This is a genomic window from Galbibacter sp. BG1, assembly GCF_013391805.1.
Classification (GTDB): domain Bacteria; phylum Bacteroidota; class Bacteroidia; order Flavobacteriales; family Flavobacteriaceae; genus Galbibacter.
Window position 1 is genome coordinate 181,397 of the sequence record NZ_CP058364.1, and the last position, 25,852, is coordinate 207,248.

Consider the following 25,852-nt stretch of genomic DNA (forward strand, 5'->3'; position numbering starts at 1 on the left):
CTCCATCTTCCCGCATCTGGCATCTCTATTTATAATCAATTTTATTAGCTTTGTGAAAATCATTTTTTATGAAGAAAACTTTCATCGCGGTGCTAAGTTTGTTTTTAGCTACAAGCATTCATGCGCAAGAAACTGGCCTATTCAACAATACTGAAACGTTTACCAAACAAGATACTTTGCGCGGTAGCATTACTCCAGAAAGGGCTTGGTGGGATTTAAATTATTACCATTTATCAGTTACCGTAGACCCAGATGAAAAATATATTTCAGGTAAAAATGTTATTCGGTACAAGGTCTTAAAATCCAATCAAACCCTTCAGATAGACTTGCAGCCGCCGTTGAAAATTGAAAAAGTCACCCAAAATAATAAAGAATTGGAATTTACTTCCGAAGTAAATGCTCACTTTGTTCAATTGAAAGAACCTCAAAAGAAAGGAGATTATAACGAGATTCTCGTTTATTATTCAGGAAATCCTAAGGAGGCGGTTCGCGCACCTTGGGATGGAGGGTTTTCTTGGAAAAAAGATAAAAATGGGAAACCTTTTATAGCTACCTCTTGTCAAGGTTTGGGAGCGAGCATTTGGTGGCCCAATAAAGACCATATGTATGATGAAGTGGATAGTATGAAAATAAGTGTTACCACTCCCAAAGGATTAATGGATGTTTCCAACGGCCGTCTTGTTGGGGTTGATATGGAGGAAAATACAAATACATTTCATTGGAAGGTCAACAACCCTATTAATAATTATGGAGTAAATGTAAATATTGGTGATTACGTTCATTTTGGTGAGAAATACAAGGGTGAAAAGGGAATTTTGGACATGGATTATTATGTTTTAAGTTATAATCTAGAAAAAGCAAAAGAACAATTTAAACAGGCTCCCAAGATGATGGAAGCTTTTGAACACTGGTTTGGCCCCTACCCTTTCTACGAAGATGGCTACAAGCTTGTGGAAGTTCCCTATTTGGGTATGGAGCACCAAAGCTCGGTTACTTATGGCAATCAATACAAAAATGGATATCTAGGAAGGGATTTATCTGGCACTGGTTGGGGCTTGAAATCCGATTTTATTATTGTTCATGAAAGCGGACACGAATGGTTTGCGAATAATATCACCTACAAGGATATTGCAGATATGTGGATACACGAAAGTTTTACAGCCTATTCCGAGAATCTTTTTATTGATTATTACTACGGAAAGGAGGCCGCAGCCGAATATGTAATTGGGACTAGGAAAAACATTCAAAACGACATCCCAATCATAGGTAAATACGATGTAAACAATGAAGGTTCTGGAGATATGTATTACAAAGGCGCTAATATGCTTCACACGCTTCGGCAACTTGTAGAGGATGATGAAAAATGGAGGGCTATTTTAAGAGGTTTAAATAAAGATTTTTACCATCAAACGGTTACTACCGAGCAAATTGAAAATTACCTTTCAGAAAAAACCGGTAAAAACTTGGATGCCTTCTTCAATCAATATTTAAGAACGGTTATGATCCCAAATCTTGAATATAAAATTGAAAATAAAATGCTGAAATTTAGATATACCGATGTGGTCGAAAATTTCGATATGCCAATACAGGTTTATTTAAATGATAAAGAAGAATGGATTTTCCCAACAACGAAATGGAAAGAAATTTCTGCCGATAAAAAGATAGAGACTTTTAAGGTAGACGAAGATTTTTATATCGACAGCAATAAGGTCTAAAGCAATCCAATTTTTTTGGAATGTGAAATGGCAATGGCACTATCTTTAAAATAGCAAGTTGGCATATTAAAGTCTTTTAGGTTTTCCAGGGCTTCTACCGTCTTACTTTTTTGTTTTTTTCCTGTTTGCCGTATGTAAATGGCGGCTACATTGCGTGGAAAATATTTAACTATTTTCTGATACAGATACGGGTCTTTTTGGGAGTCGTCCCCCATTAATACAAAGCGCATTTCGGGATAAAATTCTAAAATATCCTTTATTTTTTGAAATTTATGGTCGTGACTGCCACGTCCTGAAAAGAGAAAATCGCCCAAGCCTGTTTTAATTTTCTTTAATTTAAAAACCGATTTTGGTAAGCCGTGCAACCGGGTGAAATTCAAGATAAAACTATAAAGGTTCCACTCACTACTGGAAACATAAAAAAAAGTGTTTTTTTCCATCTCCCCAGATCGTCCCGCTTCGCTCAACAGTTTATAATGATAGGCCACATCTTCAAATATCTTACGTTTTTTCACATTCTTGGTAAGAAGCACATACAGCTTTTTTAAGATATTATTGGTATGGGAGATTAAAAAAGTATCGTCTATATCTGTTATTACCCCAATTTTTCCGGGGTAAGGTTTTAGAAATTCACTCAACTGTTTGGTTTGGTAATCTTCATAATTTGCTTCAGCAGAAAATTCATGCCAACCCGCCTTTATATTTTCACAAGGGATACAAACCCTAAAATAACCGTCTTTAGTTGTTTTTGTGGTAACAATTTCATCTTGAAAAGAGATTTTTACGGTAGCATTTTCCAATGTCTTTATGGTAAACATTTCATAAATCCCTTTGGCATGTTTATACCCTTTCTTATCCGTCAATAAATAGTCTGGAGCCAAAGATCTAAATACATGTCCAAATAAAATGACTTGCTTCTCGTTTGCGTATCCCCTATACAGCTTGAGATCGAATTTCATACAATTATACTTTCCTTAATATCTATGTTTATTTATTTTGATTAATTTAGTTAAAATACTTTTTACATGGAGCATCCCAAACAAATTTTATTGATTGTAAATCCAATTTCAGGAGATAAAAATAAAAATAAGATCATTGAGAGAATCGAGAAGAAAGCCAAGAGCAATGATTTAGAAGTTTCTACCTATAAGACTACTGGAAAAAACGATTTAGAATCCATCAAGGAAAAAATTGAAAAAATCAATCCGCATCGGATAATTGTTGTGGGGGGCGATGGGACTATTAAACTTTGCGTTGATGCACTTGAAAACAAAGACATTCCCCTTGGCGTAATACCAGCTGGAAGCGCCAATGGTATGGCCGTAGACTTAGAGATTCCTTTGGATATTAAAAAGGCGGTTCATACGGCTTTAAATAAAGACCCAAAAAATATTGATGTACTTAATATTAATGGGGAAACCGCCATTCATATAAGTGATTTAGGGATTAATGCCGCTCTTGTTAAAAAATATGATGAAAGCAGTGTTCGGGGAAAACTTGGTTATGCCCTTCAATCCATTCCAACCCTTATCGACTTTAAAGATCCCTTCCGATTTAAAGTTAAGGCCAATGATAATTTAAAGGAAGGTAGCGCCATGATGATTGCCATTGCCAACGCCCGAAAATATGGGAATGGTGCTGTTATTAATCCACTTGGAAAATTAAATGACGGAAAGTTTGAAATCCTCATCTTTAAAACCCTACAAATTAATAAGATACTACAAACTGTTCTCAATAAAATCCCATTAGATGACGATTTTGTAGAAGTAATTTCTACCGACTATGCAGAGATTGAAACTACAAACCCGATTCCATTTCAAATAGACGGCGAATATATCGCTGAAACCAAGAACATAACTATTCGTATGGAAAAAAAGCAATTGGCCATTGTTTATTAAAGTGCAATGAAATGAAGAGTAAAAAACCTATTAAGTAAAATTTCACTTACAAATATTCGTGAAAACTTCGTTAATTAAACCTATTAATTTTGGTAGGGCTCTACTTCTTCTTACCTTAGATCTGTAAATATAAATATGAATTTTTAATATGAAAAAAACTGGGTTTATCCTAACTGCCCTTGTGTTGTTTATTGCTTTAGGCTGTAAACAAAAGGAAAAAACTTCCGAAGTAAAAAAAGAAGAAGTAACCGAAACCGAAAAAAAACAACCGTTAAAGCTTAAAGATTCGCTGCGATTTACCGCATTTAAAACAGAACAAAAAATAGGAGTCAACGGTACTTTTACAGACATACAACTTTCTGACTTCCATGATGAAAAAGAAAATATGGTTGATTTGCTTACGGGAGCTAACTTTAAAATCAATACCAAAAGTATTTATACAAAAGACCCAGCAAGAGATGCAAAATTGGAGAAATTCTTTTTTGAGAACCTAGCTTCCTCAGAAATTACTGGGAAGTTTAAAAGTTTTAACTCTGAAAAAGCGATGGTTCAACTGGAAATGAATGGTATCGAAAAAGAAATTCCATTCGAACTAAATGCTACTAAAGATCAGGTAGAATTATCTGGAAGCATTGATATGATAGAGGATTTTTCAGCCAACAAAGCGTTTCAGGCCATACACGAAGCTTGTAAAGTTTTGCATGAAGACAAAACATGGACTGATGTTGACTTAAAAATTATCATCAGCAAATAAAAAAAGTTCAAAATTTAAGCTAACTTTATAAAAATTAGCCCTTTAAAACTGAATCAAAACCTGCTTGTGTAGGATTAAATTAAGTTTAACCAAAAAAAAGTAAAATGAAAAAAATAGGATTAAGTCTTATAGCTCTCATGCTGATTTTTACGGTAGCATGTAAGCAAAAAGAAAAGAAAGAAGAAAGCGTTGATAAAGAAGCAACCACAGAAGTAAAAGAAGAAGTAAAACAAGAAGCCAAGAAAGTAAAAGTCTCCATGGGGTCTGAAAGCGATTCCAACGTTAGTGGAAATGTTGTTTTTAAAGAAGAAAATGGCATGGTAACTATGACAGCAGTTTTCGATGGATTGAATCCAGGTACCCACGCTATACATTTGCATGAAAAAGCAGATTGCAGTGCCCATGATGGAACTTCTGCCAATGGACACTGGAACCCTACCAATGAAAAACATGGAAAATGGGGAAGTCCGGATGGATATCACAAAGGAGACATTGGAAACTTTGAAGCAGATGAGAATGGAAATGGAGCCGTTACCTTTGAAACCGACGAGTGGTGTATTGGTTGTGGAGATGCCAATAAGGATATTCTCAACAGAGCGGTTATTGTACACCAAGGCGGAGACGACTTTACATCTCAGCCGAGTGGAGATGCAGGTGCCCGTGTAAGTTGTGGCGAGGTTGTAATGTAATTTCAACTTTTTTACATATACAATATTGTTAAAGACTGCTTTATTGCAGTCTTTTTTTTGTCAATCTAAAAACAAATTTGTTTCTTTAAAGTATAAATTCTCTTTTACCATGGAGCAAGAGCTACTTATGAAACGTATCGTAGAAAAAGACCCAAAAGCTTTCGATACACTTTACCAAAATTATTCCCAAAGTTTACTAGGTGTTATTTACAACATTGTTAAAAGTGAAGAAATTGCTGAAGAAATTCTTCAAGATGTCTTTATAAAAATATGGGATAAGGCCAATACCTATACACCAGCCAAGGGGAGAATTTTCACTTGGATGTTAAATATAGCGCGTAATGCGGCCATTGATAAAACTAGATCTAAAGGATTTAATAAAAGTAAACAAAACCTAAGCTCAGAAAATTTCGTAGATATTTTAAAACATCACGATAACTTAAACGACCAAGTTGATGCGATTGGAATTTCGAAATATGTTACCAAATTAAAGGAAACGTGTAAGTCGTTAATAGAACTTTTATATTTTAAAGGTTTTACACAAAAAGAGGCCTCAGAAGAACTTAACATCCCTATTGGTACCGTAAAAACAAGAAATAGAAATTGTATTTCAAACTTAAGGGAAATGCTACTTAGATAATGGATATTAGAGAATACATAGAATCAGGAATTTTAGAGCTTTATGTAGCGGGAGTGCTTACAGAAAAGGAAAATAATGAAGTATCTGAAGCTATTAGGGAACATCTTGAACTTAAAAGTGAAGTTGAAGAAATAGAAACAGCTATTGTAAAACTTACGGCAGCGGTTGCCCCTAAAGATGCGCAGAAACTTTACGATAAAATTAAAACCAAGGTTCTAAATGAAGAACCTAAAGTGATACCAATAACACGTAAGAAAACCAACTGGGCGGCTTATACAGGTTGGGCAGCAGCTGTTATTCTTGCCGTTGGACTCTTCTATTTATACGAACAGAAAAACGATATTGAGTACGAACTTCAAATAACAGATGCTAAAAACGCTGTTTTAGAAAACAAAATAGCCAAAACCAGCAGAGACTTACAAAAGGCTGAAGAATTGGTAACCTTACTTCGCGCACAGGATATTACCACTATTAATCTGGGTGGCCAGCAGGTAGCCCCAGAGTCTTACGCTAAGGTATACTGGAAAAAAGACAACAATGTAGTTTATATTGATGCTTTGGGGCTTCCAGAACCACCACCGGGCAAAGTGTACCAGGTATGGTCTTTAACTTTAGACCCTCTTACCCCAACAAGTATTGGTTTACTGGACGATTTTGTAAGCGATGATAATAAGGTATTTGAGCTTCAAAATCCGAACGAATCCCAAGCATTTGGAATTACCCTAGAGCCAGCTGGTGGTAGCGAAACACCAACCATGGAACAATTATATACCTTGGGTATCGTACAATCGTAACCAATGCTATAAATGAGTTTTAGAGGTTATGGATGTTCCTTATGTTGCTGACAAAGAATTTAAAGGAGAGAATTACGAAACTTCTAAGTTTCCAAAAGCAGAATACGATCATTGTACTTTTATAAACTGTACTTTTAAAGACACCAATGTAAGCAATATTCAGTTCTTGGAATGCACCTTTGAAGATTGTGATTTTAGTATGGCCAATATTAAAAATACTTCTTTTAAAGATGTTACTTTCTACGGATGTAAATTAATGGGATTGCATTTTGACGAATGTAATCCCTTTCTTTTATCTTTTAACTTTGAAAACTGTATTTTAAACTTTGCTACTTTCAATCAACTGAAAATAAAAGAAACTGTTTTTAAAAATTGCATTTTAGAGCAAGTAGATTTTTCTGAAGCAAACCTAGAAAATGCTTCTTTTATGGGATCCAACCTTCAAAAAACCATTTTTTATAATACAAACCTTAAAAAAACTGATTTCTCATCAGCAACAAACCTTTCTATAGATCCCAACCTCAACACTTTAGAAAAAGCAAAATTCTCCACAGAAGGAGCACTTGCCCTTTTAAAGAAGTTCGATATTATTATTGAATAATTTTTCTTAATATTAAATAAAGACCAACGGAAAATAAAATTTAATTTTCTTCTTTAAAAGTTATTATCAAAGACTTTAAATCGAGTACTTTTTTATTTTTAATATCTTCTGCAAATAATTTAATTTCTGTTGTGCCCTCCTTTAAATAAAGCTCTCCAAGTTGCATTCTGCCCCAACTCTGCTCGTCCACTTCCTTTCTCGCAACCCTATCTGGTCCTTTAACAATGGTTCCAACAAATGGTTCGTTAATATTGGCCTCCAACCTTTTGTCTTGAGTCGTCAAAGTAAGGGTGCTGCCTATTTTACTGTCTTCGGTTTGATATTCAATTTCAAAATTAAAAGTTCCCTCATTTTTAACCGTTAAAGATAGGCTGACCGTATCCTTTTTTTCATCCCAATTTTCAATCCAATCATTCGCCCAACCATATTTTCCATGAAATGAAAGTCCGCTATTGATGTTTAACTCATGTGCTTCGATAAGAGTTGTGGGAGCTTCCTTATACCCAATTTTTATAGGTACCGTTTTATTACCCATTTTCCACTGCTCCGTCACCCAATCGTTATAAATTGAGTGTAGCTGTTTGCTGATTTCTTGTTCACTATCCTTTATATCATTCTTTTGAAAAGGATCTTTAACCATATTGTAAAGATTGGTGTCATTTTCCCGAACTACCAATCGATATTCATTATTTCTAACGCTTCCGCCGGATGGAGACCATGTTAAACCTGACCAATGTGAAAATATATATCTATCTGGAATGTCAGCCTTAGGGTTATTTATTAGCGGTTGTAAATCTACCCCATCTATGGCATTAGTATCGATCTTTATGCCACAATAAGAAGCCAATGTGGGCATAACGTCGATATGGGCAGCAATTTTTTCAATAACCTGATTGGGTTTAATTTTACCGGGGTATCTAATAAAAAATGGCACCCTAACCCCACCTTCATCATTGCTAGCTTTTATGCCTTTCATATTTGCATTGTAGCGTTCGCCATTCGGCCCGTTATCCGTCATGAAAATCACTATCGTATTGTCTTTAATTCCCTTTTTGTCTATCGCTCGCAATAGTTTAGCAAAATTTTCATCTATATTTTCACACATTCCGTATACTGCCGCATCTTTATCCGATAGGCCCATGCTTTTATATTTCTTAAAATAAGTATCTGCTATTTGAAAAGGACTATGAGGGGTGTTTATGGGAACGTAACAGAAAAAAGGTTTGCTATTGCTACAATTTTGAATGAATTCCACAGCCCGATCGGTAACTACATCGGTAATATACCCTTCTGTTTCAATTTTTTCTTGGTGTTCATTTATTAGGGTGGTATTGAAGTAATTATTGTGATGTCCAGCAGTAAAGCCGAGAAATGTCTCAAATCCCTGTCCTAAAGGATTTTCTGGATATTGTGCACCGTTATGCCATTTCCCAAATGCTCCCGTTTTATACCCGTGGTCTTTAAACATTTCTGCCAAGGTATAGACTTCACTTGGCATAACTTCGTTACGGTGAGTTACTCCCCATACGCCGGTCCCTATCGCCCATTTTCCCGAAAGTAAACTGGCCCTTGTAGGCGCACAAACTGGGGAAACATAAAAACGGTTAAAACTAGTACTCTCTTCCTTAAACCTATCGATACTACCTGTGGGCAAATAAGGGTTGCCATGGGAAGCTAAATCTCCATATCCCTGATCGTCTGTTATGACAAGAACTACATTTGGTTTGGACTGAGCTATAATTTGAAAAGGATTAAGTAAACTTAAAAAAAACAGAAAAAAAGGGAAGATTTTAAATAATTTCATAGTTGTGGTTGATTACAATTTTGGTGCCTTTCAAAGTTAATGCTTAAATTATCTTTCAAAAAGAAATCTGTATTTATTGAAGAAGCAATTTTAAAGATATTCGGTTTTTATTTTTTCTTAAAGCTAAGCGGTCTTACATCTTCCGTAGAAGCATTATAGAACAAATTATGCACTCCTTCCTACGCCTGATCGGTATCTAAAACCGTTTTTCTATAATGATCTTTTTTAACTATAGCGGTTTCCTTATACCGCAATCTACCAGTTTCTATAGCAATGGCCGTCTTGGCCAAAATGGTAAAAATAAACGCTCCTAAGGCCCAAATACCCAGAGTAACGGCAATTTCTATTCCAGTTGGGGTGTATTCGGCTATTTTTCCATAAGGACCGGGAATAAACCCTGGGATAATCAGTCCAAAGCCTTTGTCCACCCAAATAGCAATAAAAAGTATAAAACATGCAAAGTACAGCAGTATATTATTTCTTCGGAAGATATGAATCGTTAAAATGGTGGTAGCAATAAGATTTAAGCAGATGGAAGTCCAAATCCACGGTACCAAAGCATTTTTCCCATGTAGTCCGAAAAACAAATAATATGCACTTTCGCTATGGTGTGTAGGCGCATAAAATTCTTTAAAAAGTTCAGACCCCAACATAATCAGGTTTATTTGTGCCGCCACAGTAACGATAATACTAATTTTCCTGATGGTTTTATCGGGAATTTTAAAGTCTGTTGAAGACCTTATTATCGCCAAAATGATGATAATAAGCGCGGGGCCGGCAGCAAATGCCGAAGCCAAAAACCGCGGACCTAAAAGGGCGTTATTCCAAAATGGACGCGCCTGTAAACCTTGATACAAAAATGCCGTAACCAAGTGAATCCCCACCGCCCAAAAAACAGACAACAAAGCGCCTGGAACATATACATTTTTCTTAGCTTCTTTCCCTTGATAGTGTCGAAAGAGAATGTAAAGCGGAACGGTGATGTTTATAAACAAATACCCATTAAGCACAATTACATCCCATGTGAGCATAGAATTAGGAAAGTTAAAAACTCCAATACCGGGAATCATGTGCCACAACACCGATGGGCCACCCATATCTGCCACCACGAAGGCCAAACACATAATTAAAGCGGCTACGGCTAAACCTTCCCCAATGAGCACCGCCTGTTTAAAGTCCATGTCTTTAAGCACATAAGTTGGCATTACCAACATTACGGCAGCAGCAGCTACCCCAACTAAAAAAGTAAAATTGGAAATGTACAAGCCCCAACTCACACGGTCGTGCATCCCTGTAACGCTAAGCCCTTCCTCTAGTTGAATGGAATAGCAATACATTCCAATTAACATAACCAAAGTAAGTGCTCCCATCCATAAATGATACCGCAACGACCCTTGGGTTATTATATTGAAACTATCTTTCACCAAGCTTCTAAATACTTTAAAAGTTGCCATTTCCCTTATTTATAAATTAATCCATGTAATACCAGAATTTAGGCTCTGTACCTAAATCTTCTTTTAAACGAAACACCTTTTTATTCTCTATCACCCAACGAATAGTACTATTGGGATCTAATAAATTCCCAAAAACCCGTGCTCCCGTTGGACACGCATCTACACATGCAGGGTTTTTACCAGCCCGAGAGCGCTGCACACAAAATGTACATTTCTCCATAACCCCTTTCTTACGCAAACGGTTACCTAGGTAATGTTGGTTTTTATTCACTTCCTCTTCTGGAACTTCGGGGGTACTCCAATTAAACCTTCTTCCATCGTATGGGCAGGCCGCCATGCAATATCTACACCCAACGCACCAGTCGTAATCCACAACTACGAGTCCATCGTCCTCGCGCCACGTCGCCTGAACGGGGCAAACTTCTATACACGGCGGATTGTCGCAATGAAAACACTGCGTCCCCAAATAAAAATGCCCTTCCGCAGGAACTTCGTGGTAGTAATTATCATCTGCTTCATCAAACTTCAATCCTTGTCCGTCTTTTAACTCATGAATCCGTATGTACTGCATTTCAGAATTTCTATCTTGATTGTTTTCCTCCACACAGGCACTTACGCAATTCATATAACCCTGACATTTAGAAATATTAAAAGCATAACCAAACAAAACATCAGGTTCGGCATCTTTTGAGGACATATTTATTTTATCCCCCTTTCGCAACTCATAAGACCGTACCAACCTATCAACGGTAGCTTTCTTTTCTTCATCGTTCATCAATTTATAGTTGCCCTTAAACTGCTCTTCCCAGTCTATTTGTGCCTTTTCTTTAGTTTCATCACCGGCAGTAACACTACAGGAAGAATGCACAGCACCCGCACCAATCATTAAACTGGCGGTTAGCTTTTTAAAGGCGCTACGTCTGCTCATGGGAACATCGAACACCTGATCGAAACCATCTTTTTCTGGAGTCGGTGCTGCTTCGTGCGACCCACAACCACCACTTTTACCGCATCCGCAAGTAGAGGCGTTTTCTTTCTTCCTTCCTAAATTGAGTGAAAACCATTTTTTTTCAGTGTTCATAACTATCGATGTATTATTTGGTTTGGATGATGATTGCTATTTTTAAGTTCTTCTTTTTTCTATCTGTATGCTTTCCGTTTATTTCCGCTGTAATTCTTTATGTACATTAAAAACATCGGGCCACCTTTTATTAAATTTCGGCTGATGCGGGTTGTGGCAATTCACGCAACTATTTATTGCCCTTGGTGGCGCCCAACCGCTTATATTTTTGCCGTGTGCCCCGCCTTTCCAGTCCTTAAACTGACTCGTATGACATTGCGCGCACACTTGATAACTCTTGTTGAAACTAATGGCTTCACCAGTTAAGCTGTGTAAATTATTCATATTTGCACCGCTATGGCAGGTAAGGCAATTCATAGTTTTCGCGTCGCCATGCACAATTTCAATATCCCAATGCGAACGAGGTAATAACACGTCTGGATCTCGCATTTCAGCCAATGGTTTTGCATGGCACTCCGTACATTCATACATTGTTAAATGCTTTTTTCGCTCTGGAATAAGGAAAGTTTTATCCCCCTCTGTTACTTCAATTAAATCTTTTTCAGCTATATATTCTTCGGAAGAAATACTCGTTCCTTTGTAGTGTTTACTTTCTGCTTCTATTTTTTCTATTACTGAATGATAATCAGATTCTTTATGCTTTATGCAAGAGATGAAAAATACAGAGCACAAAAGAAGCACCGTCATTATTTTGATAAAGGCTCTCATGGCAAATTAAATTTAGTAGTGTTCATTTCCCTATCGGTTACCTCTTGCATTTTTAAAACATGGCATTGCATACAATTCTCCCGCTGCGGATGCGTAACCCTAATTTCTGCCGGAGCCGCTGGCCCTGCATGGCAAGACAAACAATTTTCCCGCATTTGTATGTGATGAGGAACTACTGGCGGACTTCCGGGCAATGCATTATTATTCCCTACTGATGCGTGTTCTTTCTTTATAAATTCAGTTTTAACAAACAGTGCCTCGGTTTTTTTGGTAACGTGGCATTGCCTGCAATTTATCATTTCAGGGTGCGGTGTTATGGGCGCATACGCATCAAATTTAGATACAAACCCACCCGATTTATGGCACTGTAAACACGTTACGCTTCCCATACTTCGCTCCTCTTTTACAGGATGTGGTATAGATGGCGGCGCACCATCGTAGGCACGGTTATCATAATACGTTTCCAAAGACCGTTGATGCGCCTCATCGTAGGGCATTTCTTCATATCGTAATCCCCTTTCAGAACCACTAAAAACGCCTCGATCTATCGGCAAATACGGATGCGGCTTTTCCTTTTCAACCGGAACGTAAGATTCCTCCAAACCAGACCAGTAACTTTTGTTCCAGACAATTACAAAAGCAACAAATAACACCGAAAAAAATATGATTATCCAAATTCGTTTCACACGTTTAAATTTTATTAATCATCTATTAATAATCTCATTATAAAATTGAGAACGTGTGTAACCCTGCCTACCGCAGGCAGGCACTCCGTTCTCGCATTAAAAATTTTAAACATCTTCTTTTTCAAAGTAATTTTTAAAATTTCTTAAAGCTCGTTTCATCTGCTAAGCTTTTTCAACTTTAACGGCACATTTTTTATAGTCGGGTTGCTTCGAGATAGGACAAAAAGCATCCAAAGTAAGCTCGTTTATAAGCATGTGTTCATCAAAAAACGGAACGAACACTTGCATGGGTTCAGGAACCCCCCTTAGATTTATAGCTGCAGGAACCGTAATTTCACCTCTTCTGGTGGTTAACTTAACCAAATCTCCAGTGGCTATATTTAAACGTTTGGCATCTTCTGGGTTTAATTCTACATAGGCATGCGGCATCGCTTGATGCAATACGGGAATGCGTCGTGTCATGGATCCTGTATGCCAATGTTCCACTACCCTTCCTGTGCACAACCAGTATGGATATTCCTCATCTGGCATTTCGGGCGGTGCTTCATAAGGTCGTTGCCAAATAACTGCTTTTCCATCTGGATTTCCGTAGAAATCAAATTCACTACCCTCCTTACATGCTGGATCATATTTTTCATTAAAGCGCCATTTGGTTGATTTGCCATCTACATAAGGCCATTGCATACCTGGATTCTCTTTCAGCACTTCGTAAGGCGCCATGTTATGCTTTTTTCCAGCGTGATGTTTTCTGTATTCATTATAAATCTCTTCAATATGAGATTCTTCTTTGTAGTTAAACTGCTTCTCAAACCCCATCCTTCTTGCCACCTCAACTAGTTGCCATGTATCGCTCATGGCATCCCCTGGCGGAGTCAGCATCTTTTCGAAATGTTGTGTTCGTCTTTCGGAGTTACCATACATTCCTTCCCTTTCAATCCACATGGCCGAAGGCAGAATTACATCGGCAATTTCTGTGGTTGGCGTTGGGTAGACATCAGAAACTACAATAAATCGATCTTTCTTTTCCGTAGCGTCTCTATACCGTTTTAGTTTAGGCATGGTTACCATGGGATTGGTTACTTGTATCCACATAAAACGGATATCGCCTCTGTCTAATGCCCGAAACATTTCTACTGTATGATAGGTAGGTTTTGGTGAGATATTTTCAGCAGGAACTCCCCATATATCCGCCGCAAACTTTCGGTGCTCTTCATTCATCACTACACCATGAGGTAACTTATGCGTAAGGGTTCCTACTTCCCGAACGGTTCCACAGGCGCTGGGCTGTCCTGTTAAGGAAAACGGACTGTTACCAGGCGTTGAAATCTTTCCGGTAAGTAAATGGATGTTGTATATCAAATTGTTCATCCAAGTACCACGGGTATGCTGGTTTGGCCCCATACACCAAAGTGACATAACTTTAGTATTAGGGTTTCCGTAATACGCAGCCATGTATTTTATATCTTTTACACTTACACCTGAATATTTTGAAACTTTTTCAGGAGTATAATCTTCTAAAAAGTTTTTAAAGTCTTCAAAATCGATTAGGGCTGGCTTATCATTAAAAACATAATTATCTTCTAGACCATAGCCCATTTCGGTTTCGCCTTTTTTAAACACGCAATGTTTAGACACAAACGATTCGTTTACGCGACCTTTATTGATAAGTTCATAACAAATCGCATTGGCCACTGCCAAATCTGTTTGCGGATTGAAAATAATGGATTTATCCGCTGCCATGCTCGTTCGGGTAGTTCGTGTTGCAAAGTCTATTATCTTGACACCTCGTTTTTGACGTTGATCCAAAATTCGGGAAAATAGCACTGGGTGCATTTCAGACATGTTGTTTCCCCAAAGCACAAAAACGTCAGCATAATCAATATCATCGTAACACCCCATGGGTTCATCTATTCCGAAGGACGACATAAATCCAGTTACCGCACTAGACATACACAATCTGGCATTAGCCTCCACATTATTGGTGCCGATACATCCTTTAAAAAACTTAGAAGCTGTATAACCATCGGGAATAGTCCATTGACCAGAACCGTATATAGCTACTGAATCTTTTCCGTGATCTTTTATGGTACTGGACATTTTTGAAGCAATAAGATCGAGTGCTTCTTTCATGGAAGTTTCTACAAACGTGCCATTCTTTTTAACCAAAGGCTTCGTAAGTCGGTCTTTTCCGTAGAGTGCCATAATAGAATGATATCCTTTTACGCAACATAGACCTTTGTTTACGGGAGAGGCTGGGTCGCCTTTCACCGCTACCGCTTTTCCGTTTTGAGTGCCAATGAGAACACCACAGCCAACGCCACAAAATCGACACGGTGATTTTTTCCACTCTAAATTGTCCAGCCCCTTCAATCCAGCTAATTGATCTTCAGCAAAAAGAATTCCTGGAAACATGGTGGCTGCCGTAGTCATTGCCGATAAAAGCGCCATTTTCTTTAAAAATTCCCTACGGTTGGTTGCTACTTTCATGCGATACTAATTATATTTTTTCTTTTTTTTAGTGTGAATGCCTAAACATTAATCCATGGATTAAGAAGTCGAAGAAGTTATATTTTCTGGAGAATAACCTGAGACCATTGACATGAACTTTAAAGATTTCACACCATTGATTTTTTCTTTTAGCAGCTCCTCTTCCTCTTCATTTTGAGTATCCGTAACCAAAAGAATGATTTCTTCGTTGGTTGCTTCGGCCACTTCGCAGCCAGCAATCGATTTTAAAGATTTTACCAAGGTTTCCTTTTCCCCGTCGTAAGGCAAAACGATATAACTTTTTATAGGCATATCTACAATATTGATATTTCATCTGTTAATATTCATCTGTTCTATTTGGTCAGACCTGCCTTGCCGCAGGCAGATGTCATACTCCATTAATCATATCGATGGGTTTACAATTTATTAATGAGTATTTCACATTAAAAGTAAGGGGGAAGAATAAAAGAAAATGTGACATTCCTCATACACCATTAAGATTATATAGCAATGCCGTTTTTCCTAAGCATTAAATTACAAATAAATAATATAACTATTTGTGAATGAGATATATTTAGAATGAATTTAAGTAAATATAGATTGGTGAAAAGACTCTACTATTAATAATCAATATCCTTATTTTTGTAGTATGACAAAAAAAGATATTTCTAATTTAGAGGATATTAAAGCGCTCGTAGATACTTTCTACGGGAAGGTAAGGGAAGACAGTCTGCTTGCTCCTATTTTCAATAAAGTAATCCAAGACCGATGGCGAATGCATCTCGAAAAGATGTACACTTTTTGGGAGACGGTTTTACTGCAAAACCACACCTATTATGGGAGTCCGTTTCCTCCCCATGCAAAACTGCCCGTTACGAAGGAACATTTTGATAAATGGAAATCTTTATTTTATGAAACTATTGATGCTAATTTTCAAGGTGAAAAAGCAGATGAAGCCAAATGGAGAGCCGATAAAATGGCGGAAATGTTCCTTTATAAAATTGAATATCTAAGGAGCTAAGCCTGTTTTTTTAAACCACTTTCTTGCGCCTATCTTCTTTTTGAACTTGAAAATCCTCGTAAAATTTGTATTGGTTGGATATGTTCTAGTTGAAGTTATGTTGTTGAAGATAAGCGCCACCAATAAAAGAATGAGACAGCCCGTAAAAACAGGAAAAACTACATACAAATAACCTAAGTTCTGAACCTTTTCTGAACCTATAACCGCTATTAAAGCGGTTGCCCCTCCCGGAGGGTGCAGGGTTTTGGTGATTTGCATTAATACAATGGATAGGGCTACGGCCAGAGGTGCCGTTATCCAAATTATATCTGGAAGTAATTGAAAGACCGTTACGCCAATCAAAGCAGAAACTACGTGTCCACCAATAAGGTTTCTTGGTTGCGCCAACGGACTTTGAATGGAGCCATACACCAGCACACTCGAAGCGCCAAAAGAGCCAATTAAAAACAAGTTTTCGTATTCCGTTAAGCTCTCACTATGGAAAAATGCCATTAAACCTATTCCCACAAAAGCACCTATAAACGACCAGAAATGCTCTTTTATATCTACTAAAGTTTCCTTGTAAACCAAATACCTTGTAATTCTTATTCCTCTTCTTAATTGCTTTTTCAACAGTTACCTATTTCTGAAATAAATCATTTTTAGAATTTCTTTCAAAGGTAATTTCTAAATCATTTTTAAAAAACTAATCTTGCGTAATGGAACAAAAATGTGGTTAAACTTTACAATTATAAGTTGTTATTTATTCTTTGGTTTTAGGTGAGATAATATATCCTTTGCCATTTTTGCCAAATCGTATTCATGTTGCCAATCCCAGTCCAATCGAGCACGTGTATCGTCTATGCTATCTGGCCATGATGCGGCAATTTCTTGACGGAAATCGGGATTATAGGAAATTTTAAAATCTGGATAATACTTTAAAAGCTCTTGGTAGATATCTTTTGGTGAAAAACTAATGGCCGCTACATTATAAGAAGATCGAATACTAATATCTTCTTTCGGAGCCTCCATTAAATCTAAGGTCGCTTTGATGGCGTCTGACATATACATCATTGGCAAGTACATATCTTTATCTAGGAAACACTCAAATTCTTCTCCTTCTATAGCCGCTCTAAAAATATCTACTGCATAATCTGTAGTACCACCACCAGCGGCAGATTTATAACCGATTAAACCAGGATATCTCAAACTGCGAACATCGACCCCGTATTTCTCAAAATAATAAGAGCACCAGCGCTCTCCAGCGAGTTTAGATATACCGTAAACAGTCGCTGGGTCCATCACACAGTCTTGGGGGGTATTATCTGCCGGCGTGTTTTTACCAAAAACCGCAATGGATGAAGGCCAATAAATTGTATTGATTTTCCCAGCTTTTCCTAGTTCCAATACATTTAAAAGACTGTCCATATTTAATTTCCACGTAAAAAGCGGATTTTTCTCTCCAACAGCAGATAAAATGGCAGCCAAATGGTAAACTTGGGTAATTTTATACCTTTCGATAAGACTTTCCATTCGGGAGGCATCGAGCACATCTAAAACCTCAAACGTACAATAACGAAATTTATCGCTAACATTTTCATTTATATCTGTTGCTACAATCGCTTCTGCTCCATATTTATCCGCAAGCGCACTCGTTAACTCAGACCCCAACTGTCCGCCAGCACCAGTAATAAGAATTCTCTCCATAGAATAAATTAAAAAAATCGCAAAAAACAGGTTCTTTAAAAACCTTAATTTTTCATATTCGCAAATATCTTTAATTTTTTGAGAGATTTTAAAAGTTAGAACACTTTTTTAAAAGTTTTAACCATATTTTTTGCTTCCAAATTAATCCCTTTTTTAAGTCTTTTAACGAAGTTAATAGCTGGCAAAGTATTTAAATCGTTATTTTTGTTTAAAGATTTTTCCTAAAAGATGAACATTGTAAAAGAACATTTCAGTATAAAAGACCTTGAGAACTTATCTGGTATTAAAGCTCATACCATTAGAATTTGGGAAAAAAGGTATGGCTTATTATCCCCCAGTCGAACTGAAACCAACATTAGGTATTATTGTGTAAAAAACTTACAGAAGTTATTAAACATTACCGCTTTATATAATAGCGGTTACAAAATTTCTAAAATCGCAAAGATACCAGAAGAGGAAATCCCTTTTATCGTTAGGGAAATTACATCGAAAATGAGTAGCAATAGTCATTCTATTAGCGAGATGAAAATGGCTATGATGAATTTCGATCAGAACTTGTTTTACAATACTTACAACAACCTACTGGCTGAAAAATCTTTTAGAGAGGTATTTTTTAATGTTTTTGTACCGCTTCTTAATGATATCGGCCTATTATGGCAAACAGATACCATTGCGCCAGCGCATGAACATTTTGTTTCCCATTTAATAAAACAAAAGATAATTATAAATACCGAAAGGTTACAACAAACGCCGCCTACCAATACCTCCAAAACCTTTGTGTTATTCCTTCCAGATAATGAAATACACGAAATAGGACTGCTTTATTTAAACTACGAAATAATGCTCCGTGGCTATAAGTCTATTTATTTAGGACAAACACTCCCCCTCAATGGATTGGAAAACTTAACACAATTAGACGATAACATGGTTTTTGTATCATATTTTACAACAACCCCGCCAAAAGGGCAAGTACCCTCATATTTACAAGAGTTTAACCAGCATGTTGATTTAAATGGCACACATCTTTTATGGATTTTAGGACAACAGGTTAAAGATATTGAGTTGTCTTCAGATTTGAAAAATATAAAGGTTTTTACTGAAATGAAACATGCTTTGGAAGAGCTTTAAAACTATTGCTCTAAAAGCTGATCAATTTTTTGCCTTACAGCTTTACTGTTCCAATCGGCTGCTCCTTTTTCATCAATTATAAGGCTACCATTTTTAGCTATTAAGTATGTGGCAGGAATAGATGAATAATCCAAACGCTTGGGTACAGAGGATATCGTATTAAAAACGGGCAATTTATAATCGTGCTTCCTAAAGAATTTCTCAACTACTTCTTTATTTTCATTGGTAACGAATAAAAAAACAACATCGTTTTTATAGTCATTATATAGTCTTTGCAAAGAAGGCATTTCAGCAATACAAGGCGGACACCACGTGGCCCAGAAATTTACTAGTACAACTTTTTCCTTTGCATCTTCAAAGCTATAAATACTTCCATCTAAATTTTGTAACTGCCAATGGTAACTTTCAATGGAATCACTGCTGTTTCCTTTTTCTATGGTTGGACTAGTAGCAAATACCCTATTCACAAAAACTTTAATTTGGGTGCCAATTGGAGTAAATAACAACAAAGCAATAACACCTATAAACGCAAGGTTAACAAGCTGACTTTTGTTTAATTTCAAGACTTTATATTTTATAAAAAAAGCGTACCTTCTTTAACGAAAATACACTTTTCCTATGAGTTCTAAGCTCCTAAAGCGTTAATTATGCTTTTTAATTAAGGAGCGGTTCTGTTAACGGTTATAGAGTTGGAAAGAGCAAAACACCCTTCGAGATCGTTTGCATTCATTCCCATTTCTGCGCCCACTAATTCATCTTCAAAACGCAAATACCAAATAAGGCACACACCTACTCCAGCTCCATCAAAATCTACACCTTCCACGGCTTCTAGAGTTGGGGGAAGTCCTAAAATATTCCCAGCATCATCGGTAATTACCCAAGTACTATTGGTTCCAGAGGCATTACTATCGTCTAAAGTTATACCACTAACCATGTCTGGAGTTCCGTCGATCGTAAAATTGAATGGTCCACCAGAAATGGTACCAGCCATTGGTTGGTTTCTTGTAACTTCTATGGAATTGGATAAAGCAAAGTTCCCTGTAATATCGGAAGCATTGTTACCTACTTCCGCCCCTTCAATCTCTCCTTCCCAACGTGCATACCAGATTAGGCAAACACCTGCTCCAGCTCCGTCGAAATCTACACCTTCCAAAGCTTCCATTGTTGGTGGAAGACCAAGTATTTTACCCATGTCATCAGTAACTACCCAGGTGCTATTGGATCCGGTAGCATCAGAATCGTCTAAAGTTATACCAGATACCATATCAGCAGTTCCATCCACACAAAAAGTAAACGGTCCTCCGGCAATGGTTCCGGCATTGGCACCTTCAATCCTATCTACAGTTATCGAATTGGATAGAGCAAAACACCCTTCCAAATCGCTAGCATTCATACCAGTTTCCAGCCCTTCTATGCCTTCTTCATAACGCAAGTACCAAATAAGGCAAGTACCAACTCCAGCACCATCAAAATCCACCCCTTCCAAGGCTTCCATTGTTGGAGGCAAGCCTAAAATATTACCTTGATCGTCGGTTATTACCCATGTACTCAAAGATCCCTTGGCATCTGTATCGTCTAAAGTTATACCCGATAACATATCTGGCATTCCATTGATATAAAATTCAAAAGGACCTCCAGAAATTTCTCCACCCATGGTTTCTGTCCTAACAACTTCAAGTGAGTTAGAAAGGTCGAATACCCCTTCGAGTTCAGTGGCGTTCATCCCCACTTCCAATCCGCTTAAACCATCTTCGTATCTAATGTACCAAATAAGGCAAACACCCTCACCAGCATCGTCAAAATTAACTCCTTCCAGAGCTTCCATTGTTGGAGGCAGGCCTAAAATGTTAGCTTCTGCATCGGTTATTATCCATGAGCTGTTACTTCCAACAGCTTCTGTATCGTCTAAACTTATACCACTGACCATATCTGGGGTGCCATCTACACAGAAGGCAAAAGGTCCTCCGGAAATCATCCCGGCATTGGGAACCATCATTTCTGTTCCGTCGTCGTCATCGCTGCAGGATACCAGAAAAAATCCCATAGCAACAAGTGCGAATAATACTTTTTTAATCATAACTTTTTATTTTTAATTGTTGATGTACCTAAAGTTAGAGAACAACAATTTCAATTAGTGTTAGCTAGCTAACACTTGCTGATTTTTATAAAAAATTATTTCTTTTCGATAGTAATTAAGGATGTTTTGCTCTTTGAGCTCGTTGAACAAGCAATTTAATGTCGGCCTTGAAGTACCCAAAAGACTGGCCATATCTTTTTGAGTGTAAGGATGTTTTATAATAAGATTTCCAGATTTTTTACAATCGTAACCGTACTCCAAGGAAAGTTCCTTTAGAAATTCCAGCAACCGGGTCTTGGCATCCTTAAAAAGTAAAATGGAGAGCCGGCGTTCTATTTTTTTAAAGCGTAACCCTATAAATTTATGAATTTTCAAACTGAAACTTTTGTTTTCCTGCATCAAATCGTGGATGGTCTCTACCGTTAAAATACAAATGGAAGCGTCACTCAAGGCAAGGGCAAATTCGTTTCTGGACTCTTCGCCAATAATGGCTTTTTCCCCAAAAACATCCCCTTTTCCGTGGATACTCTTTACGATTTCCCGCCCATCCTCGGTGTAATATCCAATTTTTACTTTTCCCGTTTCTATAAGAAAGATTTTATTGCTATGATCTTTTTCAAAATAAATATATTCGTCTTTAGAATATTGCTGAAAAGAGTGTTTCTGCTTGTATCCATCAAATTTATGCGGACACAATAAATTGAAGAGGTTTACGTCTATTAAAGACCAAGTACAAGCCATGGTTGGAATGGTTTTAAGTTGTTAGGTTTATTCTATGTCGCTAACTATTTGAAATACTTACAGATGTATTTCATTTTTTATGCTGAAGGGATTTTAAAGGAAGTGTATTAAAGCGAATTGAAAAGTGACAAAGCCTGACTTTTTACATTATTAACTGTTTTAAGTTTTAAACAAAAAAAGCTCCCGATTTCTCGAGAGCTTTACATCTATTAATTTAACGCTTTACGCGTTTTGTTTTTTAATAAGGTTTAATGCCGATCCTTCATTGTACCATGCAATTTGAGAATCGTTGTAAGAATGATTCAACTTGATTACATCTTTAGAACCGTCTGCATGAACCACTTCTACCGTTAACGGCTTATCTGGTGCAAATTCGTTTAAATCTAAGAAGTTGAAAGTATCGTCTTCCTGAATTAAATCGTAGTCGTTTTCATTGGCGAACGTTAATCCCAACATCCCTTGTTTTTTAAGGTTTGTTTCGTGGATACGCGCAAAAGATTTTACAATTACCGCCGCAACACCTAAATGTCTTGGCTCCATAGCAGCGTGCTCACGCGAAGAACCTTCTCCATAATTATGGTCTCCCACTACTACAGAGTAAATCCCTTTGGCTTTGTAATCTCTTGCTACATCTGGAACTCCACCGTACTCGCCTGTCAATTGATTTTTAACAAAATTGGTTTTCTTACCAAATGCGTTTACGGCACCAATAAGCATATTGTTGGAAATATTATCTAAGTGACCACGGTAACGTAACCAAGGTCCAGCCATAGAAATATGGTCTGTTGTACATTTTCCAAATGCCTTTATCAAAAGTTTTGCACCTTTTATCTCGCTTCCGATAGGCTCAAATGGTGTTAATAACTGTAATCTTTCAGAAGTAGGACTCACCTTTACCTCTACGCTACTACCATCTTCACGCGGTTCTACGTAACCAGCATCTTCCACAGCAAAACCTTCTGGTGGCAATTCTATACCTCTTGGCTCGTCTAATTTAACTTCTTCACCATCTTCATTCAGCAAAGTATCCTTCATCGGATCAAAATCCAAACGTCCTGAAATCGCAATCGCCGCCACCATTTCTGGAGAACCAACAAAGGCGTGGGTATTTGGGTTTCCATCGGCACGTTTTGAGAAGTTTCTGTTGAAAGAGTGAACAATAGTGTTCTTTTCATCTCCTTTCACATCGCTTCTATCCCACTGACCGATACATGGACCACATGCATTGGTGAAAATTGTAGCATCCAGATCTTCAAAAATCTTTAGAATTCCGTCACGATCTGCTGTATATCTAATTTGTTCTGAACCTGGGTTTATCCCGAAGTCAGATTTAGGTTTAATCTTTTTATCTACAGCTTGTTTTGCGATGGAGGCTGCTCTTGTTAAATCTTCATACGAAGAGTTGGTGCAAGAACCTATAAGTCCCCAATCCACTTTAATTGGCCATCCATTTTCCTTAGCCTTTACACCTAGCTCCCCTACCGGAGTAGCCAAATCTGGAGTAAAAGGACCATTTAAATGAGGTCTTAATTCATCTAGGTTAATTTCGATTACTTCATCGAAATACTGTTCTGGATTAGCGTATACTTCGTCATCTCCCGTTAAATATTCACGAATTTCGTTCGCAGCATCTGCAACATCTGCCCTATCGGTAGAGCGCAGGTAACGCTCCATAGAATCGTCATACCCAAAAGTAGAAGTTGTCGCTCCAACTTCAGCACCCATGTTACAAATGGTACCTTTACCAGTACAGGATAAGTTTTTGGCACCTTCTCCAAAATACTCGATAATAGCACCTGTACCTCCTTTAACCGTTAGAATTCCAGCTACTTTAAGAATTACGTCTTTCGCAGAAGTCCAGCCATTTAAGCTTCCAGTTAATTTAACACCTATAAGTTTTGGAAATTTTAGTTCCCAAGCCATTCCAGCCATTACATCCACTGCATCTGCTCCACCAACACCAATAGCAACCATTCCAAGTCCACCAGCGTTAACGGTGTGGGAATCTGTCCCTATCATCATTCCACCAGGGAATGCATAATTTTCCAATACCACTTGGTGAATAATACCAGCTCCTGGTTTCCAGAAACCTATTCCATATTTATTTGATACTGATCCAAGAAAATCGAATACTTCATTACTTGTCTCATTAGCACGTTGTAAATCTTTTGCGGCTCCTTGCTTTGCCTGTATTAAGTGATCGCAATGTACGGTGGTTGGTACTGCAACTTTAGGCTTTCCAGCCTGCATGAATTGTAAAAGTGCCATTTGCGCTGTTGCATCTTGGCAAGCAATTCTATCTGGTGCAAAATCAACATAATCTTTACCTCTTGTAAATGCTTTGGTTGGATTACCGTCCCAAAGGTGAGAATAAAGTATTTTTTCCGATAAGGTGAGCGGCTTACCAGTAAGCTCACGAGCTTTGTCTACTCGCTCTGCCATAGTAGCATACACCTTCTTAATCATATCAATATCAAAAGCCATATTATTTTGTATATTATTAAATTTGAAAGTCCTGCGAAAATACGAAAAACCCTAGAGTTATTAAAGTTTTTAAGAAAACATTCAGTAGGGTTCTAAATTTTAAAAATAATTCAGTAAAAAATTATTTTCAGGCTCTTTTGAATAAAATTAAATAATCATTTTTAAGATATCCCTAATTTTGAAGTGTATTAAAAACAGAATTTTAAACTCCGGTGTACTTTGATTATCAAAGTCGTACTATTTTGTTAAAAAGAAGGGGATTTAAAATGAAGATTACTTTCTTTTTTAATTGGTTTTACAGCACTTAATTCAAGCCAATGGTTTCTTGCAGGTAATAGTTATTAACTTATTGAATTTCCCAAAAACTGTTGATGTAAATAAGTTTCAACTACACTCAACCTTACATTAACTGCATTCGATCTGAAATAGAAAAAGAATAAACGAATTAAAATAGAGAAGTAATAATATTTTCAATGGAAACACCTTCTGCATCCGCCTTGTAATTTTTAAGAACCCTGTGTCTTAAAATTCCATTGGCCACCGCTTGCACATCTTCCATATCTGGAGAGAATTTCCCATGGACAATAGCATGGGATTTTGCGGCTAAAATAAGGTTTTGAGAAGCTCGTGGCCCTGCACCCCAATCTACGTATTGATTAACGGTATCTGTAGCCAAATTACTTCCTGGTCGTGTTTTACCCACCAACTTTACTGCATATTCCACCACATTATCTGCCACGGGAACACGCCGTATTAAATGCTGAATTTCAACGATTTCTTCTGCGGTAAATAAAGAATTGATAGTTACGTTATCGTCGGTAGTGGTTGCTTTTACAACAGCAACTTCTTCTTCAAAAGAAGGGTAATCCAAATTTATGGCAAACATAAACCTATCCAATTGCGCTTCGGGAAGTGGGTAGGTACCCTCCTGTTCAATTGGGTTCTGGGTGGCGAGCACAAAATAGGGTAAATTAAGTTTATAATGCTCCCCAGCTACCGTTACCGCTCTCTCTTGCATTGCCTCCAGTAAGGCCGATTGTGTTTTTGGTGGTGTTCGGTTAATCTCATCCGCTAGAATAATATTAGAAAAAACAGGACCTTTTAAAAATTTAAACTCCCGGTTTTTATCCAAAATCTCACTTCCTAAAATATCACTAGGCATTAAATCTGGCGTAAACTGTATTCTTTTAAAGTCCAACCCCAATGCCGTTGCTATGGTATTTACCATTAAGGTCTTTGCCAGGCCCGGAACACCAATTAATAAAGCATGACCACCAGAATAAATAGCCAATAAAATTTCGTCTATTACCTGTTCCTGCCCAATGATTACTTTGGCAATTTCTTTTTTTAAAGCAAGATGTTTTTTTCCTAAATTTTCTACAGCGGTGACGTCAGACATAGAGG

At 37.3% G+C, this 25,852-nt stretch carries 24 protein-coding genes; 9 read left to right on the forward strand and 15 right to left on the reverse strand.

Annotated elements, in window-relative coordinates:
- The first annotated feature begins 68 nt into the window (after nt 1–68).
- The gene (locus tag HX109_RS00710) at nt 69–1,715 is read left to right on the forward strand and encodes a M1 family metallopeptidase (protein ID WP_178949311.1); all 1,647 of its coding nucleotides are present in this window, start codon (nt 69–71) and stop codon (nt 1,713–1,715) included.
- On the opposite strand, the gene HX109_RS00715 is transcribed toward HX109_RS00710, so the two are convergent.
- On the reverse strand, nt 1,712–2,674 hold the full coding sequence (locus HX109_RS00715) for an App1 family protein (RefSeq protein WP_178949312.1): 963 nt from the start codon (nt 2,672–2,674) through the stop codon (nt 1,712–1,714). The two genes, HX109_RS00710 and HX109_RS00715, sit on opposite strands and share 4 nt — an antisense overlap.
- A gap of 66 nt (nt 2,675–2,740) precedes the next feature.
- Between HX109_RS00715 and HX109_RS00720 the strand changes: the two genes are divergently transcribed.
- The 6 genes from HX109_RS00720 to HX109_RS00745 all read left to right on the forward strand — a co-directional run bounded on the left by HX109_RS00720 (nt 2,741) and on the right by HX109_RS00745 (nt 7,091).
- Nucleotides 2,741–3,613, forward strand: a complete 873-nt coding sequence (locus HX109_RS00720) for a diacylglycerol/lipid kinase family protein (protein WP_178949313.1) — start codon at nt 2,741–2,743, stop codon at nt 3,611–3,613.
- 148 nt (nt 3,614–3,761) lie between these two features.
- A complete protein-coding gene (locus HX109_RS00725; RefSeq protein WP_178949314.1) occupies nt 3,762–4,367 on the forward strand; it encodes a YceI family protein in 606 nt (201 codons plus the stop codon).
- Nucleotides 4,368–4,471: 104 nt separating this feature from the next.
- Nucleotides 4,472–5,056 (forward strand): superoxide dismutase family protein, encoded by a 585-nt coding sequence (locus tag HX109_RS00730; protein ID WP_178949315.1) that lies wholly within the window; start codon nt 4,472–4,474, stop codon nt 5,054–5,056.
- A 109-nt stretch (nt 5,057–5,165) separates the two neighbouring features.
- Nucleotides 5,166–5,696, forward strand: coding sequence for an RNA polymerase sigma factor (locus HX109_RS00735; protein ID WP_178949316.1), 531 nt, complete (start codon nt 5,166–5,168; stop codon nt 5,694–5,696).
- Nucleotides 5,696–6,490, forward strand: a complete 795-nt coding sequence (locus HX109_RS00740) for an anti-sigma factor domain-containing protein (protein ID WP_178949317.1) — start codon at nt 5,696–5,698, stop codon at nt 6,488–6,490. The genes HX109_RS00735 and HX109_RS00740 overlap by 1 nt, the downstream gene beginning before the upstream one ends.
- Nucleotides 6,491–6,518: 28 nt before the next feature.
- Complete coding sequence (locus HX109_RS00745) at nt 6,519–7,091, forward strand: pentapeptide repeat-containing protein (protein ID WP_178949318.1); 573 nt, start codon at nt 6,519–6,521, stop codon at nt 7,089–7,091.
- Nucleotides 7,092–7,131: 40 nt separating this feature from the next.
- Here HX109_RS00745 and HX109_RS00750 read toward each other — a convergent pair whose 3' ends face one another.
- The 7 genes from HX109_RS00750 to HX109_RS00780 form a co-directional block, all read right to left on the reverse strand.
- On the reverse strand, nt 7,132–8,895 hold the full coding sequence (locus tag HX109_RS00750; RefSeq protein ID WP_178949319.1) for an arylsulfatase: 1,764 nt from the start codon (nt 8,893–8,895) through the stop codon (nt 7,132–7,134).
- A gap of 179 nt (nt 8,896–9,074) precedes the next feature.
- Nucleotides 9,075–10,349 (reverse strand): sulfate reduction electron transfer complex DsrMKJOP subunit DsrP, encoded by a 1,275-nt coding sequence (dsrP, locus tag HX109_RS00755; protein WP_178949320.1) that lies wholly within the window; start codon nt 10,347–10,349, stop codon nt 9,075–9,077.
- 16 nt (nt 10,350–10,365) lie between these two features.
- Nucleotides 10,366–11,430 (reverse strand): 4Fe-4S dicluster domain-containing protein, encoded by a 1,065-nt coding sequence (locus tag HX109_RS00760; protein ID WP_178949321.1) that lies wholly within the window; start codon nt 11,428–11,430, stop codon nt 10,366–10,368.
- A gap of 78 nt (nt 11,431–11,508) precedes the next feature.
- Nucleotides 11,509–12,138 carry a cytochrome c3 family protein gene (locus tag HX109_RS00765; RefSeq protein WP_178949322.1) on the reverse strand — a complete coding sequence of 210 codons (630 nt, stop codon included), beginning with the start codon at nt 12,136–12,138 and terminating at the stop codon, nt 11,509–11,511.
- On the reverse strand, nt 12,135–12,824 hold the full coding sequence (locus HX109_RS00770) for a cytochrome C (RefSeq protein WP_178949323.1): 690 nt from the start codon (nt 12,822–12,824) through the stop codon (nt 12,135–12,137). Before HX109_RS00770 ends, HX109_RS00765 begins: the two co-directional genes overlap by 4 nt.
- Nucleotides 12,825–12,986: 162 nt before the next feature.
- The gene (locus tag HX109_RS00775) at nt 12,987–15,311 is read right to left on the reverse strand and encodes a molybdopterin-dependent oxidoreductase (RefSeq protein WP_178949324.1); all 2,325 of its coding nucleotides are present in this window, start codon (nt 15,309–15,311) and stop codon (nt 12,987–12,989) included.
- Between the two features lie 60 nt (nt 15,312–15,371).
- Nucleotides 15,372–15,623, reverse strand: a complete 252-nt coding sequence (locus HX109_RS00780) for a hypothetical protein (RefSeq protein WP_178949325.1) — start codon at nt 15,621–15,623, stop codon at nt 15,372–15,374.
- A gap of 337 nt (nt 15,624–15,960) precedes the next feature.
- Here HX109_RS00780 and HX109_RS00785 point away from each other — a divergent pair, with 337 nt between their 5' ends.
- Nucleotides 15,961–16,332: a group III truncated hemoglobin gene (locus tag HX109_RS00785; protein WP_178949326.1), complete on the forward strand. Its 372-nt coding sequence runs from the start codon at nt 15,961–15,963 to the stop codon at nt 16,330–16,332.
- Here HX109_RS00785 and HX109_RS00790 read toward each other — a convergent pair.
- Complete coding sequence (locus HX109_RS00790; protein ID WP_178949327.1) at nt 16,321–16,944, reverse strand: HPP family protein; 624 nt, start codon at nt 16,942–16,944, stop codon at nt 16,321–16,323. The genes HX109_RS00785 and HX109_RS00790 overlap by 12 nt on opposite strands.
- 126 nt (nt 16,945–17,070) lie before the next feature.
- Nucleotides 17,071–18,018 carry an NAD-dependent epimerase/dehydratase family protein gene (locus tag HX109_RS00795; RefSeq protein WP_178949328.1) on the reverse strand — a complete coding sequence of 316 codons (948 nt, stop codon included), beginning with the start codon at nt 18,016–18,018 and terminating at the stop codon, nt 17,071–17,073.
- Between the two features lie 228 nt (nt 18,019–18,246).
- Here HX109_RS00795 and HX109_RS00800 point away from each other — a divergent pair, with 228 nt between their 5' ends.
- Nucleotides 18,247–19,146, forward strand: coding sequence for a MerR family transcriptional regulator (locus HX109_RS00800; RefSeq protein WP_178949329.1), 900 nt, complete (start codon nt 18,247–18,249; stop codon nt 19,144–19,146).
- A gap of 2 nt (nt 19,147–19,148) precedes the next feature.
- On the opposite strand, the gene HX109_RS00805 is transcribed toward HX109_RS00800, so the two are convergent.
- From HX109_RS00805 to HX109_RS00825, 5 genes are all read right to left on the reverse strand, one after another.
- Nucleotides 19,149–19,709 carry a TlpA family protein disulfide reductase gene (locus HX109_RS00805; RefSeq protein WP_178949330.1) on the reverse strand — a complete coding sequence of 187 codons (561 nt, stop codon included), beginning with the start codon at nt 19,707–19,709 and terminating at the stop codon, nt 19,149–19,151.
- A 95-nt stretch (nt 19,710–19,804) separates the two neighbouring features.
- The gene (locus tag HX109_RS00810) at nt 19,805–21,223 is read right to left on the reverse strand and encodes a hypothetical protein (protein ID WP_178949331.1); all 1,419 of its coding nucleotides are present in this window, start codon (nt 21,221–21,223) and stop codon (nt 19,805–19,807) included.
- 60 nt (nt 21,224–21,283) lie between these two features.
- Nucleotides 21,284–21,964, reverse strand: a complete 681-nt coding sequence (locus tag HX109_RS00815) for a Crp/Fnr family transcriptional regulator (RefSeq protein WP_178949332.1) — start codon at nt 21,962–21,964, stop codon at nt 21,284–21,286.
- 222 nt (nt 21,965–22,186) lie between these two features.
- Nucleotides 22,187–24,448 carry an aconitate hydratase gene (locus tag HX109_RS00820; RefSeq protein ID WP_178949333.1) on the reverse strand — a complete coding sequence of 754 codons (2,262 nt, stop codon included), beginning with the start codon at nt 24,446–24,448 and terminating at the stop codon, nt 22,187–22,189.
- Nucleotides 24,449–24,893: 445 nt separating this feature from the next.
- A complete protein-coding gene (locus tag HX109_RS00825) occupies nt 24,894–25,847 on the reverse strand; it encodes an AAA family ATPase (protein ID WP_178949334.1) in 954 nt (317 codons plus the stop codon).
- Between the last annotated feature and the right edge of the window lie 5 nt (nt 25,848–25,852).